Annotated in this window: 20 protein-coding genes; 16 read left to right on the forward strand and 4 right to left on the reverse strand. The window is 58.5% G+C overall.

The features are described 5' to 3' along the window. Positions 1-242 precede the first annotated feature (242 nt). Together P1U45_RS09080 and P1U45_RS09085 are read right to left on the reverse strand one after the other, a co-directional pair. Positions 243-653, reverse strand: coding sequence for an ACT domain-containing protein (locus P1U45_RS09080; protein ID WP_301058775.1), 411 nt, complete (start codon positions 651-653; stop codon positions 243-245). Between the two features lie 2 nt (positions 654-655). Beyond that, the gene (locus P1U45_RS09085; RefSeq protein ID WP_301058776.1) at positions 656-1,933 is read right to left on the reverse strand and encodes an O-acetylhomoserine aminocarboxypropyltransferase/cysteine synthase family protein; all 1,278 of its coding nucleotides are present in this window, start codon (positions 1,931-1,933) and stop codon (positions 656-658) included. Positions 1,934-2,072: 139 nt separating this feature from the next. Here P1U45_RS09085 and P1U45_RS09090 point away from each other — a divergent pair, with 139 nt between their 5' ends. After that, positions 2,073-3,470, forward strand: a complete 1,398-nt coding sequence (locus P1U45_RS09090; RefSeq protein WP_301058777.1) for an alkaline phosphatase PhoX — start codon at positions 2,073-2,075, stop codon at positions 3,468-3,470. Between the two features lie 3 nt (positions 3,471-3,473). Here the strand turns inward: P1U45_RS09090 and P1U45_RS09095 are convergent, their stop codons facing one another. Then, positions 3,474-3,767 carry a hypothetical protein gene (locus P1U45_RS09095; protein ID WP_301058778.1) on the reverse strand — a complete coding sequence of 98 codons (294 nt, stop codon included), beginning with the start codon at positions 3,765-3,767 and terminating at the stop codon, positions 3,474-3,476. Between the two features lie 115 nt (positions 3,768-3,882). Here P1U45_RS09095 and P1U45_RS09100 point away from each other — a divergent pair, with 115 nt between their 5' ends. Beyond that, positions 3,883-4,206 carry a hypothetical protein gene (locus tag P1U45_RS09100; RefSeq protein WP_301058779.1) on the forward strand — a complete coding sequence of 108 codons (324 nt, stop codon included), beginning with the start codon at positions 3,883-3,885 and terminating at the stop codon, positions 4,204-4,206. After that, positions 4,103-5,416, forward strand: a complete 1,314-nt coding sequence (locus P1U45_RS09105) for a terminase family protein (RefSeq protein ID WP_301058780.1) — start codon at positions 4,103-4,105, stop codon at positions 5,414-5,416. The genes P1U45_RS09100 and P1U45_RS09105 overlap by 104 nt, the downstream gene beginning before the upstream one ends. Before the next feature lie 15 nt (positions 5,417-5,431). Here P1U45_RS09105 and P1U45_RS09110 read toward each other — a convergent pair whose 3' ends face one another. After that, positions 5,432-5,953: a hypothetical protein gene (locus tag P1U45_RS09110; RefSeq protein ID WP_301058781.1), complete on the reverse strand. Its 522-nt coding sequence runs from the start codon at positions 5,951-5,953 to the stop codon at positions 5,432-5,434. A gap of 104 nt (positions 5,954-6,057) precedes the next feature. Here P1U45_RS09110 and P1U45_RS09115 point away from each other — a divergent pair, with 104 nt between their 5' ends. The 13 genes from P1U45_RS09115 to P1U45_RS09170 all read left to right on the forward strand — a co-directional run bounded on the left by P1U45_RS09115 (position 6,058) and on the right by P1U45_RS09170 (position 14,059). Next, positions 6,058-6,654, forward strand: a complete 597-nt coding sequence (locus P1U45_RS09115; protein WP_301058782.1) for a hypothetical protein — start codon at positions 6,058-6,060, stop codon at positions 6,652-6,654. A gap of 198 nt (positions 6,655-6,852) precedes the next feature. Then, positions 6,853-7,989 carry a phage portal protein gene (locus P1U45_RS09120; protein ID WP_301058783.1) on the forward strand — a complete coding sequence of 379 codons (1,137 nt, stop codon included), beginning with the start codon at positions 6,853-6,855 and terminating at the stop codon, positions 7,987-7,989. Next, the gene (locus P1U45_RS09125) at positions 7,983-8,375 is read left to right on the forward strand and encodes an HK97 family phage prohead protease (RefSeq protein ID WP_301058784.1); all 393 of its coding nucleotides are present in this window, start codon (positions 7,983-7,985) and stop codon (positions 8,373-8,375) included. Before P1U45_RS09120 ends, P1U45_RS09125 begins: the two co-directional genes overlap by 7 nt. A gap of 51 nt (positions 8,376-8,426) precedes the next feature. Further along, on the forward strand, positions 8,427-9,623 hold the full coding sequence (locus P1U45_RS09130) for a phage major capsid protein (protein WP_301058785.1): 1,197 nt from the start codon (positions 8,427-8,429) through the stop codon (positions 9,621-9,623). A 214-nt stretch (positions 9,624-9,837) separates the two neighbouring features. Continuing rightward, the gene (locus P1U45_RS09135; protein ID WP_301058786.1) at positions 9,838-10,365 is read left to right on the forward strand and encodes a phage head-tail connector protein; all 528 of its coding nucleotides are present in this window, start codon (positions 9,838-9,840) and stop codon (positions 10,363-10,365) included. Further along, the gene (locus P1U45_RS09140) at positions 10,362-10,757 is read left to right on the forward strand and encodes a DUF3168 domain-containing protein (RefSeq protein ID WP_301058787.1); all 396 of its coding nucleotides are present in this window, start codon (positions 10,362-10,364) and stop codon (positions 10,755-10,757) included. The genes P1U45_RS09135 and P1U45_RS09140 overlap by 4 nt, the downstream gene beginning before the upstream one ends. A 176-nt stretch (positions 10,758-10,933) precedes the next feature. Beyond that, entirely contained in the window at positions 10,934-11,350 is a 417-nt protein-coding gene (locus tag P1U45_RS09145; protein ID WP_293609816.1) for a phage major tail protein, TP901-1 family, read from the forward strand. A gap of 113 nt (positions 11,351-11,463) precedes the next feature. Continuing rightward, complete coding sequence (locus tag P1U45_RS09150) at positions 11,464-11,754, forward strand: GTA-gp10 family protein (protein WP_301058788.1); 291 nt, start codon at positions 11,464-11,466, stop codon at positions 11,752-11,754. Beyond that, positions 11,730-11,936, forward strand: coding sequence for a phage tail assembly chaperone (locus tag P1U45_RS16665; RefSeq protein WP_366144969.1), 207 nt, complete (start codon positions 11,730-11,732; stop codon positions 11,934-11,936). The genes P1U45_RS09150 and P1U45_RS16665 overlap by 25 nt, the downstream gene beginning before the upstream one ends. A 3-nt stretch (positions 11,937-11,939) precedes the next feature. Then, positions 11,940-12,365, forward strand: a complete 426-nt coding sequence (locus P1U45_RS09155) for a phage tail tape measure C-terminal domain-containing protein (RefSeq protein ID WP_301058789.1) — start codon at positions 11,940-11,942, stop codon at positions 12,363-12,365. Next, complete coding sequence (locus P1U45_RS09160) at positions 12,362-12,982, forward strand: DUF2460 domain-containing protein (protein ID WP_301058790.1); 621 nt, start codon at positions 12,362-12,364, stop codon at positions 12,980-12,982. Before P1U45_RS09155 ends, P1U45_RS09160 begins: the two co-directional genes overlap by 4 nt. Continuing rightward, entirely contained in the window at positions 12,975-13,631 is a 657-nt protein-coding gene (locus tag P1U45_RS09165; protein ID WP_301058791.1) for a DUF2163 domain-containing protein, read from the forward strand. The genes P1U45_RS09160 and P1U45_RS09165 overlap by 8 nt, the downstream gene beginning before the upstream one ends. Continuing rightward, the gene (locus P1U45_RS09170) at positions 13,628-14,059 is read left to right on the forward strand and encodes an NlpC/P60 family protein (protein WP_301058792.1); all 432 of its coding nucleotides are present in this window, start codon (positions 13,628-13,630) and stop codon (positions 14,057-14,059) included. The genes P1U45_RS09165 and P1U45_RS09170 overlap by 4 nt, the downstream gene beginning before the upstream one ends. Positions 14,060-14,071 lie beyond the last annotated feature (12 nt).

Genomic DNA, 14,071 nt, shown 5'->3' on the forward strand with positions numbered 1-14,071 from the left:
CCTAAAATTAGGCAAAAACTCCGAGGTAATACGTATTGTTTGCAGCTAACACTGATCCTGCAGAAACGATCATAGTTTTCCGCACTGTCAATCGCTGCACGGGGACGCACGCGTAGACATGTACCGTGAAGGCCGGTCCGGAGGTGCAGTTTGCCCAAGCCGCACGCCGACCCCTTCACGGTCAATCGCCCAGACTACCCCCGACCGAGTGGGTGGGACGAGAGTTCCGCCCGCTCGTTTTTTTACTGGTCTGCGCCTGAAAGCTCTTCCAGAACTGACAAGGCACGCTCTGCATCCGGCTCCGGAATGAAGACGTGATCGTGGTGGAATGCCGCCACCACATTGCACGCAATATCCTCATCTGCGAGGGCAGAAGCGACAGTCGCCGTGAGACCAACGCCTGTCAGAGACGAGTTCACCATCAGAGAAATGCAGCGCATTGGCGCGGAGGTATCAAAACCCATCAGGCCGGCAGCCATCACCGGAAGGATCAGAGATGCGCCTTCCGGTTCAGCAAAGATAGCGATCGCCTTGTCAGCGCAGGCCGAATATTTGTCTTCATCATCTGTGGTGCAGAAAATGTAAGTCCCCTTCTGCAGAACAGGGGTCATTTCGGACAGCATATCTTCGAGTGCGCTGACAGGTTTCGTCATGTTTATACCAGTGCCTGATTGAGGTCTGCGATAATGTCGTCGGCATCTTCAATGCCGATAGACAGGCGGAGAATGTCTGGCGCAGCGCCAGCTTTGATCTGTTCAGCTTCGGAAAGCTGACGGTGTGTTGTCGACGCCGGGTGAATGACCAGCGATCGTGCGTCGCCAAGGTTTGCCACATGGCTGAACAGCTTCATTTCTGAAACCGTCTTCGTGCAGGCCTCATAGCCACCCTTGAGGCGGATCGTAAAGAGCGCGCCCGGACCTTTTGGAACGACTTTGGCGATCCGGTCATGGTATGGCGAGGATTTGAGGCCCGGATAAGTGACTTCTGCAATGCGCGGGTCTTCGGCCAGCCATTCTGCAACCTTCTGGGCGTTTGCGACGTGCTTCTGCATGCGCAGCGACAGCGTCTCAATACCCATCAGCGTATAGTGCGCGCCTTGCGGGTTCATCGTCATGCCGAGGTCACGAAGACCGATAGCAATACCGTGGAAGGTGAAGGCGGCAGGGCCGAACACTTCGTGAAAATTCAGGCCGTGATAGGCAGGTTCCGGCTGTGAAAGGCTCGGGAATTTATCGGAAGCGGACCAGTCGAACTTACCGCTATCGACGACAGCGCCGCCTGTAACCGTGCCATTGCCCGTCATGTATTTGGTCAGGGAGTGAACCACCAGCGTCGCGCCATGTTCAATCGGATTGCACAGATATGGCGTGGCTGTGGTGTTATCGACGATGAGCGGAATGCCAGCATTATCTGCGATCTTCGCGATCTCAGGCAGGTCGGTGATGTAGCCACCCGGATTAGCGATCGTCTCACAGAAAATGGCGCGTGTGTTGTCGTCAATTGCGTCGCGAACGGCATCGAGATCGTCAAAGTCGACGAGCGTTGCAGACCAGCCAAAGCGTTTGAACGTCTGCGTAAACTGGGTGAGCGTACCGCCATAAAGGCGCGTCGACGCGACGATATTGCAGCCTGGCATCATGAGCGGAAACAGCGACATGATCTGTGCGGCGTGACCTGAGGAGCAGCAGACAGCGCCAGCGCCGCCTTCAAGTTCTGCGACACGCGCCTGCAGCGCGCCAACTGTCGGGTTGGTCAGGCGCGAATAGATGTAACCGACTTCCTGCAGGTTAAAGAGGGCTGCGGCGTGGTCGGCGTCGCGGAACTGGTAGGCTGTTGTCTGGTAGATCGGTACCTGACGCGCGCCGGTTGCCGGATCTGGCATCGTGCCTGCGTGGATTTGCCGTGTATCAAAGCCGTGTGGTTTATCGCTCATGTCGCGCTCCCTCATATTTATATCCCGAGAGCGATGTACGCGAGTGAGGCTCCGTATGCAATGAAGTGCGAGCGTCGTAAGGACGTCACATTGCGCCGTTATCCAGCGCGTAGACGTTTTAGTTTTCCGGAGCGAGACCATGCGCGCAACCCGTCGCCAGTTTTTCCGTAATGCGATGTCGCTGGGCGTTGCGAGCTCTGCTTTCCCTCTGCTGGCGGGGTGTACATCTGCGCGTGAGGCTGATGCGCCTGATACTGGTCTTGTGGCTGATCCGAACGGTATGCTCGACCTGCCACCGGGATTTAGCTACCGTGTGATCTCCCCTGCGGGCGAGGTCATGTCTGACGGGCTTCGCGTGCCCGCATCGCATGACGGCATGGCCTGTTTTGCAGTTGAAGGTGACCCTGACCGGTGCCTTCTCGTACGTAATCACGAGCTTGATCCTGACGAAGCTCATGTCGGCCCCTTTGCCGGTCAAGAGACCGTTCGCGAGGACGTGATGGCGGCGAGCTATGACATAGGCCGAGATGGAATGCCCCTGCCGGGCGGCACGACGACGCTGCTCTACAATCTTCGCACAGGCGAGGTTGAGCGATCTCATCTTTCGCTGTCTGGAACCGTGCGCAATTGTTCAGGCGGCATGACGCCATGGGGCAGCTGGCTCACATGTGAAGAGACGCTGGAAACCGCAGGCCGCAATGCCAGCAAGGATCACGGATTTGTTTTCGAAGTTCCGGCCGGAGAAGAGGGGCTGGCGACCCCCGTCGCGCTGACGGCTATGGGGCGCTTTAATCACGAAGCGACAGCGACGGAACCGCGTACAGGTATCGTCTATCAGACCGAAGATGAAGGCGAATCCCTTATCTATCGCTTCATTCCAGATGTGCCGGGTGAACTGGCGCGTGGTGGACGATTGCAAGTGCTGGCGATTAAAGGGCAGCCGCAAGCTGATACGCGAAACTGGCGCGATGCGAATGCTTTTCCGGTAGGAAACAGCTGGGACGTGGAATGGCTGGACATAGACGACGTTCTGAACCCGAACAACGATATCGCCCAGCGTGGACACGCAGCGGGGGCTGCCTATTTCGCACGTGGCGAGGGCATGTGTTTCGCCGTGGAGCGCACAGGCGATTCAATCTTCTTTGCTTGTACCTCCGGCGGATACAATCGGTACGGACAGATCTGGAAGTATATTCCAGGCCAGTTCGAAGGCACGGCACAGGGGGCGGAAGCGCCTGGCCGGTTGGTGCTGCACTATGAAAGCCAGTCGGCAGGTGTGATGGATATGTGTGACAACATTGTCAGCGCACCCTGGGGTGATCTGGTCATCTGCGAAGACAGCCCTGAAGACAATTTTGTACGCGGAGTAACGCCGGACGGACGCGTCTATTCGATTTGCCGCAATGCGCATGCCGACAAGGGAGAGTTCGCAGGTGCCTGCTTCTCGCCCGACGGAGAAACCTTGTTTGTGAACGCGCAGGGCCCGCATGTGACCTTTGCGATTACAGGGCCATGGGCGCGTCTGGTGCGTGCCTGAGGTCTAGTCGCCCGCGGCGTCGGGTGTGACTTCAGTGTAATAGATGGGCACGCAAGTGCCTTGCGTGATGAGGCCGCGCTCGAAGGTCACCGTTTCACCGACGGTCATCTCGCGGCCAAGGTCGTAATAGTCGACCTGAAACGTCTCCACTTCGTTTTCGACGATGATGTGCCATTCGGCGACTTCGGTCACAGTGCCGGAGACAATCGATGTGTCGTACTTACACGCCCGCGGGAACGGTAGCTCGCATCCCGCCAGCAGGCCGGTTGAGAGCGCGAGAGCCAGAACTTTGCGCATGATGAGACCTCCGTTTGTCGCTTTGTCCTCGCCATGTTCGCCGGCAAACTCAAGCATTTTAGCAAAATAGAGGAATATAATCCTACCTCGATGAGGTGAGCGTATAGTCTCCCTCATGACGAACACAGACAAAACTTCTTCGAACCCTGATGACCTTGCGGGCATGACCGTCCGTCTGCGCGAGCAGATTATCGAGGCTCAGAGCCTGCTTGAAACCGGCGATATCAAAGGTGCCGAAGCTCTCGGCAAGGCGACATTGCAACTGATCCGCGCTGTAGAGGCGCAGGTCAAACTTGAGGAGTCCCGTAAAACCGAAACGCGCGAAGGGGTATTCTATGCCACAGAGGATATCGAGGCCGCGCGAGCTGAACTCCTGCGCCGACTGGATCGCATCGCGGCGACCATCCGTCCGGAAGAAATGGGCGGCATGTCTGCCTGATGAGCTGGTTTCCGATCTTCTCTGTCACTGGAGTTTCTGGGCGCGTAGCGACCAGTTGCCGCCGCAAGGGGATTGGCGAAGCTGGCTCTTTATGGGCGGGCGCGGCGCGGGCAAAACGCGTGCTGGCGCTGAATGGCTGGCGAGCGAAATCCGTGCAGGTCGCGCCAAGCGTATCGCGCTTGTGGGGCCGACCATGAATGATGTGCGTGAGGTGATGATTACCGGCGAAAGCGGGCTGGCATCGATCGGTGCACACCATGACCGACCGGAATATGAGGCCTCCCGTCACCGGCTTGTCTGGCCGAATGGAGCAGTAGGCTATGCCTTCTCTGCTGAGGAGCCGGAACGCCTGCGCGGGCCTCAATTCGATGCCGCATGGGTGGATGAAGTCGCCGCCTGGAACAATGCCGTTGCGACATGGGACATGCTTCAGTTCGGCTTACGCCTTGGTGACACGCCTCGGCTGGTCGCAACGACAACGCCGAAGCCGGTGCCCATCGTGAAGCGCTTGCTGGCTGATGAAAGCTGCGTTGTGACGCGTGGGGCAAGTGCGCTCAATTCTGCCAATCTGGCGTCCGGCTTCGTTGAGGCGATGCGTGCGCAGTATGGCAGTGGGGCGCTCGGCCGGCAGGAGTTGGACGGCGAGCTGGTGGAAAACCGCGAGGGCGCTCTTTTTACGCTCTCCATGATTGATGCGAGCCGTGTGGCGGCAGCGCCGGAGCTGGACGAGATCATTGTCTCTGTCGATCCGGCTGTGACGTCTCATCAGGGCTCCGATGCCTGCGGGATTATCGCCATTGGCCGGGCCGGAAATGACGCTTTCATACTGGCAGATGCCACTATGCAGGGCGCACCCTCAACTGTCTGGGCGCCGCGCGTGGCGGAATTGGCCGAAGCCTTTGATGCGGACGCTATTCTGGCTGAGAGCAATCAGGGCGGCGAGCTGGTGCGTGATGTTATCGCGCAAACCGGAACGGGCCGCGTAGTGAAACTCGTACACGCGAGGCTTGGCAAGAAGCTGCGGGCTGGCCCTGTAGCTGCACTCTACACGGCGGGCCGTGTCCATCATGTCGGCGACTTCCGGGAGTTGGAAGACGAGATGGTCGGGTTCGGGTTTTCCAATGAAAGCCCGAACCGTCTCGACGCGCTTGTTCACGGCGTCACCCATCTATGTCTGGCGCGATGCGCGCCAAGGATTTCGACTATCTAGCGAAACCCGAGCTGGTTATTGGTCTTCGGCCCAATCGGCGAAGAAGGTGATAAATTCGGAGATGTTATCACGCACGGCGCCTTCGTTAGCCAGTCTTACACGGGTAGCGCCTGCAAATGCAGAAGTTGCGCCCGCTGTGAAGGTGGACGAAATGGTTTTATCAAGAACCACTGAGTCCGTGTCTGTCGCTTTGACCAGATAGTTTATGGTTGCGGTGACTGTCATGTCGAGACCGGCCATAGGTTGATCGAGGTGAACAAGACGAGGCACTACTGAATAAACACCTTCGTCAACAGATAGAAGGCCGTTCTGGCGTAGAGCGGCTGTAAGCGCGTCTGCGAGCGCTTCATCAGAAACCTGCGCGCTGAATGCCGAGTCGTTTGACTGAGAAAGCGTTGTCACCGACACTGCTTCGTTCAGACTGGAACCGGCGGGAAGGTTGAGTGCGGTCTGCGGAATAAGCGCTGTGGTCTCAGATGCCGTAACGCACCCTGCGAGTGCTGGCGCAGCCAAGCACGCGATCAAAAACTTTTTCATGTAACCCCCTGATGTAACAGCAACCCAGAAAGACACTTGCCTTTGGTTCTAAGTTGTTATTCCTTTCAGTTAGCGCGTAAGATGTGCGCGAGCAAGGGGGGAAAATGTACCTGAAAACTATTGCAATTGCCGTGTCCGCCTTTTCTGTGACGGGCTGTATCAGCGTCAATTCATACGTGGATCCACAGTATAGCGACTTGTCGTTTGCAAACGTATCTATTCCTCAGGGTTCAGCTTATAACGTGACGACACAAATGCTCACAAACGGCGAACCGAATTCACGTGGCAGTCGGTATCTGGAAACTGCAGTTGCCAGCTTGATGGAGCGCGCCGGTATCAGCAACATTCCAGAGGGCACCAGCCTGAGCATAACCTGCAATAATATTGCAGACATGGGCGAAGCGGCTGCCAGTGGCTTTGGTACTGGACTCACGTTTGGCCTGGCGGGATCAACGATTACCGATGGGTATGAGTTCACCTTCGTTCTCGCGCAGGACGGGGAAGAAGAAACGATTGTGTATCGACATGCGATGCAAACAACGATTGGGAATGCCGCCGCGCCGATTGCGAACGTGGACGCAGTGACACCGCAGGCGGGTTTCGATGCCATTCTTGAAGATGTGTTCCTGAAATTCCTGGCAGACCAGAGTGAGAATGACGCAATGGCATGGCTCAGTTCAGACATGGCATTGGCGGGGTAAGCACAGCGCTTAGTTTGCTACGTGATTTTGAAACGGCTCCGATAACGGGGCCGTTTTTTATTGGGTGCTATTCCATGTCAGACTTTGATTTTCTCAGAAAATTCAGCGCCCGGACAAAAAAATAAGAAAATAATCCTACAATAGATCCTCGGATATATACTCTCTTCTGTGACGCCGCACTGAGGAGAGACGTTCTAGATGTTTTGGAGTTCGAACAAGAAAGCCGCAGAAACAAAGAGCCTTGTTGCGCTGTCCGGCGTGCTTGATGCGCAATGGGAGGCGACTAGTCCGGCGCGGCTGGTTGAGGCCGGTTTCCGACAAAATCCGGTCAGCTATCGCTGTATTCGCATGGTGGCCGAAACTGCCGCCAGCGTGCCGCTGCGCGAGGATTGTGAGCTGTGCGAAGCTGACGCGGCTTATCTACGTTTGCTGCTGGTACGTCCGCAGGCTGGCGAAACCGGTCAGACGCTTCTGGAGGCTTTGTATGGTGACCTGCAAGTCTCCGGAAACGGCTTTCTGGAAATGGTACGCGGCGCGGATGGCGGCGTAGCGGGCATTCAGCGCGTGCCGTCCGGTGCAGTCGAGCCACTGAAAGAAGGCGGCGGGTATTCCATCCGTACACGCGGCGGGCGACGTATCGTACGCAGCGATGCGTCTGGCTGGGCGACGCTTTTGCATTTGCGCGCGCTGGACCCTTCCTCGCGGGCTATGGCGATGTCACCGCTTGAAGCTGCTGCCCGCGCTGTAGAAATCCATAATGCGGGTTCCAACTGGGCAAAGGCGCTCATCGACAATGCCGCGCGGCCGTCGGGCGCGCTGATATATGGGCGCGACGGGGCACACCTCACGCCGGACCAGTTCCAGCGCCTGAAAGAGCAGTTGGAAGAAGCCCATAGCGGCGCGCGACACGCTGGTCGCCCTATGCTGCTGGAAGGCGGACTCGACTGGAAGCCGATGGGGCTGACGCCTACGGATATGGACTTCATTCAGGCCCGCCGTGAAGCCGCTCGTGAGATCGCGCTCGCCTTCGGGGTACCGCCCATGCTGCTCGGTATTCCCGGCGACAACACCTATTCGAATTACCGCGAAGCAAACCTCGCCTTCTGGCGGCAGACTGTCCTGCCGCTGGTTCAGAGAACGGCTCGTGCGCTCGAAGACTGGATGTCCGGTGTGACGCGTGACCGTGTTCGCCTGAAGCCCGATCTGGATGCCGTGCCAGCTCTGGCGCCCGAGCGTGAGGCGCTCTGGAACCGGCTGAATGGCGCAGATTTTCTGAGCCTTGATGAAAAGCGCGAGATTGCTGGCCTACAGCCCCGGGGAGGGGGCTCATGCTGATTGAGGGGCTGGCCTCGGTCTTTCTTGAGGAAGACCAGTCGGGAGACCGCGTGCGGCCAGGCGCATTTGCGCAAAGCCTGAAGCGGCAGCGGGCCGTACCCATGCTTTGGCGACACCGCTCCGGTGCGGTCGCCGGTGAATGGACGAGCTTTCGCGAGACAGGGCGCGGCCTCGAAGTGCGCGGGCTCATTAATGGCGAAAAACCTTTCGGGAAACTGGCGCTCGGTCAGCTGAAGTCCGGCCTGAACGGGCTCTCAATCGGCTTTCGGCCACGGCGCTGGCGCATGCGGCCCGATGGTGGCCGTGACCTCATTGAAGTCGACCTCGTCGAAGTCTCACTCGTAGCAAATCCGATGGCGAAGAACGCCAGATTTCGAGCGGCTTAGAGCCGCCTGGCTTCGCCTTTCGAGCAAAAAAAACAAACCAAGGAGATCCATATGGAAACCAAACAATCCCCGGACACGTCTGCTCTGGAAGCGCAGCTGCTGGCCGAATTCGAGGCCTTCAAAGTGGCGAATGATCAGCGTCTCTCGGCGATGGAAGCCAAAACGGCTGATGTACTGCTCGATGAAAAAGTAAGCCGCATCGACAAATCTCTGAGTGAGACGAAATCTGCACTCGACCGGATCGCGATGAAAGCGTCAGCGCCTGTCGTGGATGAAGAGGCCCAATCTGTACCTCAAGGTTGGAGCGACTATCTGCGCTCGGGTGATGAGCGTGGTGTGTCCCGCCTCGATGTGAAGTCTCTCAATGCAGGCACGGAAAGCGAAGGTGGCTATCTCGCGCCGCCACAGCTTGATCGTCTGATTGAAGCGCGACTTCTGGCGGCAAGTCCGATGCGTCAGATCGCAACCGTTCGCCAGACGAGCGCAGGCACTTTCCGCAAGCCCGTCAGTCTTGGTGCGAGCGCGGCATGGGCTGCAGAAGAAGGCGCTCGCAGTGAAACGGCTGCGCCAACCTTGTCGCTGCTCGATTTTCCAGCCGCTGAACTCTATGCCATGCCCGCAGCGACGCAGGCCCTGCTCGATGACGCCTTTGTCGATGTAGATGAATGGCTGGCCGATGAGGTTCAGGACGCATTCTCTGCGCAGGAAAATGCCGCCTTCATCACGGGCACGGGGACGAACCAGCCGAAGGGCTTCCTCAACTATACGCAGGTCGCTGATGCAAGCCACGCCTGGAACCAGCTTGGCTATATCGCGTCCGGCGCGGCAGGCGATTTTGCAACGAATATGGAAGTCGAGAAACTTCTGGATCTCATCTATGCGGTCAAACCGGGCCTTCGGGCGAATGCACGCTTCGTCATGAACCGCCGCACTTTGTCTGCGCTGCGTAAGGTCAAAGATGGTGATGGCCGCTATATCTTCGTGCCGGGCATGGGCGGTGAAGCGGCGAGCCTGCTCGGCTTCCCGATCACTGAAATCGAAGACATGCCGGACATTGCAGCGGATGCAACGCCGATTGCCTTTGGCGATTTCCGAAAGGGCTATCTCATTGTGGACCGTCAGGGCGCGCGCGTGCTCCGCGATCCGTACTCTGCCAAGCCATATGTACTCTTCTACACGACCAAGCGCGTTGGCGGCGGCATTCAGAACTTCGATGCCATCAAGCTGATGAAGATGGCTGTGTCTTAGGGGTTTAGTTTGCTCGGCCGTGTCCCTCGCAGGGGCTCGGTCGGCCTGCGCCTGCGCAGTCGCTTGTGTAGAGCTTCAGACGAGCAACGCGAAGGCGCAGAACGCCCGAACGGAGTGAGGACTCGCGTTCGAGCACACTGACGAAACCAGACCGAGCGAGTAAATTCCAATGAACTTACAAACACTAACGCCGCCAAGCGGTGAACCCTTGCCTATGGCCGACGCTAAGGCGTTTGCACGGATCGGGGCAGACTTTGATGATGCCCTGATTGGCAGGCTGATCGCAGCAGCCCGGGCGCGCATCGAGGCTGAAACCGGCATGGCGCTCATGCGTCGTACGCTGCGCCTGACGCTGAATGACTGGCCGCTCTACGTGCTGGAGCGGGGAGGCCTACGCCTGCCTATGCGACCGGCTGCGGGGCTTCTCGCTGTTCGGTTCACGGACGGCGAAACCAGTGAGGATGTGACCTCATCTTTCGAACTGGAGCCCGGTCTGTCGCCGCGCCTCATCCCCAAACCGTTCGGCGCATGGGTGTGGCCACGGACCATACACCAGAAGATCGAGATCGACTGGGAAGCTGGTTTTGATACGGCATCTGACGTGCCCGAAGATCTCGTCCACGCGATGAAACTGATCGTGGCATTTGTCTATGAGCAGCGAGGCAATTCTGCGGTGTCACACGAAGACCTCAGTGCCCGCCTCCATGCAGCGCTGCGTCCCTGGCGCGAGGTGCAGCTATGAGCCACGCCAAACCTCTGGAAGATGAAGTCATCCGCGCATTGGCTGAGGCGGGCGACATACAGGAATCCTTCGGCACGCCTGCTCGCATTCTGAATGGAGAAGCGGGCAGAGCGGCCTTTCCGTTTCTTCGGCTCGCGCGACATGAAATCCGCGATGATGGCCAGTTGAGCGATCACCGGCTGAGCGTGGAAATCTATTCCCGATCAGGTGGCCGCGCGGAAGCCAATCGCCTGATCGCGCTCGTCGCGGATGCACTACGCGCGGCAGATCTGTCGCCCGCGGGGCAGTCGCTCGTTGTGTTCTATCCGGTGTTTTCTGATGTGTTTCTGCGTGCTGACGGCACGACATTTCGCGGCCTTCTGCGGCTGCGGGCAATCACTGACGAAGCTTAGAAAAAAAAGTGGCCCGCCGAGCGCATGTTGGGGGGGAGGGGAGCGCTCAGACGGGCCAGATGTTGCGGTACGGGCGGCCGCAAACTTTGGGGAAGTCCATGTGGGACAAGGACAGAACACGCGAGCTGAACTCCGGTTCCCCGAAAATCAAATAAAATTTAAAGTGGAGAATTTTTATGGTGGCACAGGCCGGTCAGGACGTTCTGATCAAGCTAGAAGACGGCTTGGTTTCAGGCAATTACATCGCAGTTGCGGGCATTCGGGCGAAAACAATCCAGCTGAATGCCGGAGTGGTAGATGCAACGCATACAGGCAGCTCGGGAGGTTGGCGGGAATTGCTCTCCGGTGCGGGCGTAAAGTCCGTTCGTGTCTCCGGCTCGGGCGTGTTCCGCGATGAAGCGTCCGATACCCGTATGCGCAATGTTTTCATGTCGCGAGAGGCCGTGAACTGGAAGCTGATCATCCCTGATTTTGCAGAGCTTACAGGTCCGTTTCTAATCTCGCAGCTGAGCTATGCTGGCGACTTCGATGGCGAGGCGACCTTCGCCCTGACGCTGGAAAGCGCGGGCGAAGTCAGCGTGCTCGAAGTTTAGGCCACTGTTTGCTTTTGTTTCCCGCTTCACTCCGTTCTCGCGATGAAACGGGCTCAAGGCTGCTCGCATTGAGCATCACAGACGCGACTGCGTAGCGACACAAGGAAAAATCAATGAACCCCCAACGTGGAGAAACCGCCATCGAGATAGATGGCGAGACGAGAAAGCTTTGCCTGACGCTCGGCGCGTTGGCTGAGATTGAAAGAGGTCTGGGCTGTATGAGCCTGAAAGACCTGACCATCCGGCTGAAATCAGTCTCGGCACATGATCTGATCATCCTGCTTGCGGCACTTTTGCGCGGCGGAGGCGAAGCTGACCTCGCCGGACGGGTGCGCGAGCTGGCGATTGAGCCCCAAACCGTTCTGAAAGCCATCCTCTCATGCTTTGGCAAGGCGACCGAGTGAGCCGGCAGGGCTTTCCCTGGGCGCGGCTCTTACAGGCCGCTCTGAGGCTCGGTCTCGCCCCCGACGCATTCTGGAAGCTCTCGCTCCGCGAATGGCGTCTTATCACAGCAACAAAATCAGAGGGCGGCTTCGGGAGGAAAGATCTCTCCCGATTGCTCGCTGCCTTTCCCGATAAGGAGTAGCCCATGGCTGAAACAGAAAACGGACAGATGTTCGACCTGTCTGGCGCGATGGACAATCTGTTCGAGTTTGAAACCACGCTGAAAGCCGTTACGGACGTGGACGTGCCGTATGCAGCGGACGCAATGGCGCTGGCGTTTGAAGATGCGGGCGAACGTATCGAACAGGCGCTGGCGCGGGCGGCCCGGACGGGTGAGGTAAACTTTGAAAATCTTGTCTCGTCTATTCTGGCAGACCTCGCACGGCTGGCAGCGAATGCGGTGCTTGATCAGGTGTTTTCGCAAGCTATCGGAGGTGTGGCGCAGGCTGCGCCCGTCGCGATCAATGTGACCATGCCTGAAGGCTCTGACGCGGCAAGTCTGATCTCGGCGCAAGGGCAGATTGCGTCTGCTCTGGGGCAGGCCATTGCGTCGGGGAGCCGTTGGTCATGAGCGGCACTGTGAATGAGGTGTTTGCGCCGCCGCTGGGCTTTCAGACAAGCGGTGGCCCTGTCTGGCAGACGAGCATTGTTCCTCTGGCGAGTGGCAGTGAGACGCGCAATGCGCGCCGGGCTCGCCCTTTGCGGCGATGGTCTGTGATGGGCGTGCCTGTGAGCCGCAGTGACGCCGGTGAGCTGATACGGTTCTTCAATGCGCGATCCGGCGCCTTTCAGGGCTTCCGGTTTCGCGATCCTTTCACCTCGCAGTCGACAGAGACAATCACGCCGCTCGATCAGCAGATCGGGACGGGTGATGGTGTCACGACGCAGTTTCAGCTCGTTCTGGATGACGGCGCGTCGGCTCTGCGCAGGATAACGCGCCCCGTAACGGGCGGTGTCCGCGTCGCTGTCGATGGCGTGGAAGCAGACGCGTTTACAGTCGATGACACGACGGGCGTGGTGACTTTCACGGCTCCGCCAGCCCATGGCGCAGTGATCACAGCTGGTTTCAGCTTCGATACACCTGTGCGCTTTGATCAGGACACGCTGGAGATCAGCCAGACCAATACTGGTGCGTTCCAGCTGGTCCGGTTGACGCTGATCGAGTTGGAGGAGGGCGCAAATGCCTGATCTGACAGCCGAACAGTTGAGCCATTTTCAGGGCGCGACAACGCTCTGCTATTGCTGGCATTTGCAAACGCGTGAGGGTTCCCAGACCATTCGCGTGACCGATCATGATCGGGCTGTGACGTTCCGTGGTGAGAGCTGGCATCCGGGACTCGTAATCGAAGCCTCCGTATTGCGTCACACACTGTCTCTGTCACCAGAGCCACTGGATCTGAAAGGCGCGCTTGAGGCTGACGGCATCACTGCGGACGACCTGAAAGCAGGGGTGTGGGATGGAGCGAAAGTCAGCGTCTATCGTGTTGACTGGCAAGCATCCGATCAGGGTGTCTGGCTCTGGTCCGGTTATATCACTGATATTCGCGAAGAGGGCGACCGGTTCGCCATTGGCCTTGCGTCGATCAAGTCGGATCTGGAGCGCACCTCCGGCCGTGTCTTCAGCCGAAGGTGCGATACAGTGTTTGGCGGGGCAGCCTGTGGAGTGGATGTAGGGTCCGCGCCTCAGCCTGAGTGCGACAAGCGGTTCGCAACCTGCCGCGATGTCTTTTCAAACGCTGAAAACTTTCGCGGGTTCCCTCATATGCCCGGCAATGACGCAGTGATTTCCGGGCCGGGCGAAAAGCGGGACGGTTCTTCACGGGAGATTGAGCGATGATCGCGCGCGATGAGATCGTCGCCGCCGCGCGTGACTGGCGGGGTACGCCCTACCGGCATCAGGCGAGTGTGAAACATGTTGGCACGGACTGTCTCGGGTTAGTGCGCGGCGTGTGGCGTGAGCTGTGCGGCGACGAGCCGGAAGCGCCGCCGCCTTACACGCCGGACTGGGCTGAAGCGCTGGGTGAAGACATACTTCTGGATACGGCGCGGCGTCATCTCGTCGAGCTACCGATTGGCGAGGCGCAAGCAGGTGATGTGCTGCTCTTTCGCATGGGGCTTGGCTGTCCTGCCAAACACGCGGCGATCATAACCGGCGTGGGCACAATCATCCATGCCTATTGGGGGCGGGCGGTTTGCGAAACTTCGCTCGTGCCGTGGTGGCGACGCCGGATCGTCGCTGCTTTTGCTTTTCCCGGCGCGGACTGACAGCGCCAATTT

It is taken from the genome of Ponticaulis sp., from assembly GCF_029210165.1.
GTDB lineage: Bacteria > Pseudomonadota > Alphaproteobacteria > Caulobacterales > Hyphomonadaceae > Ponticaulis.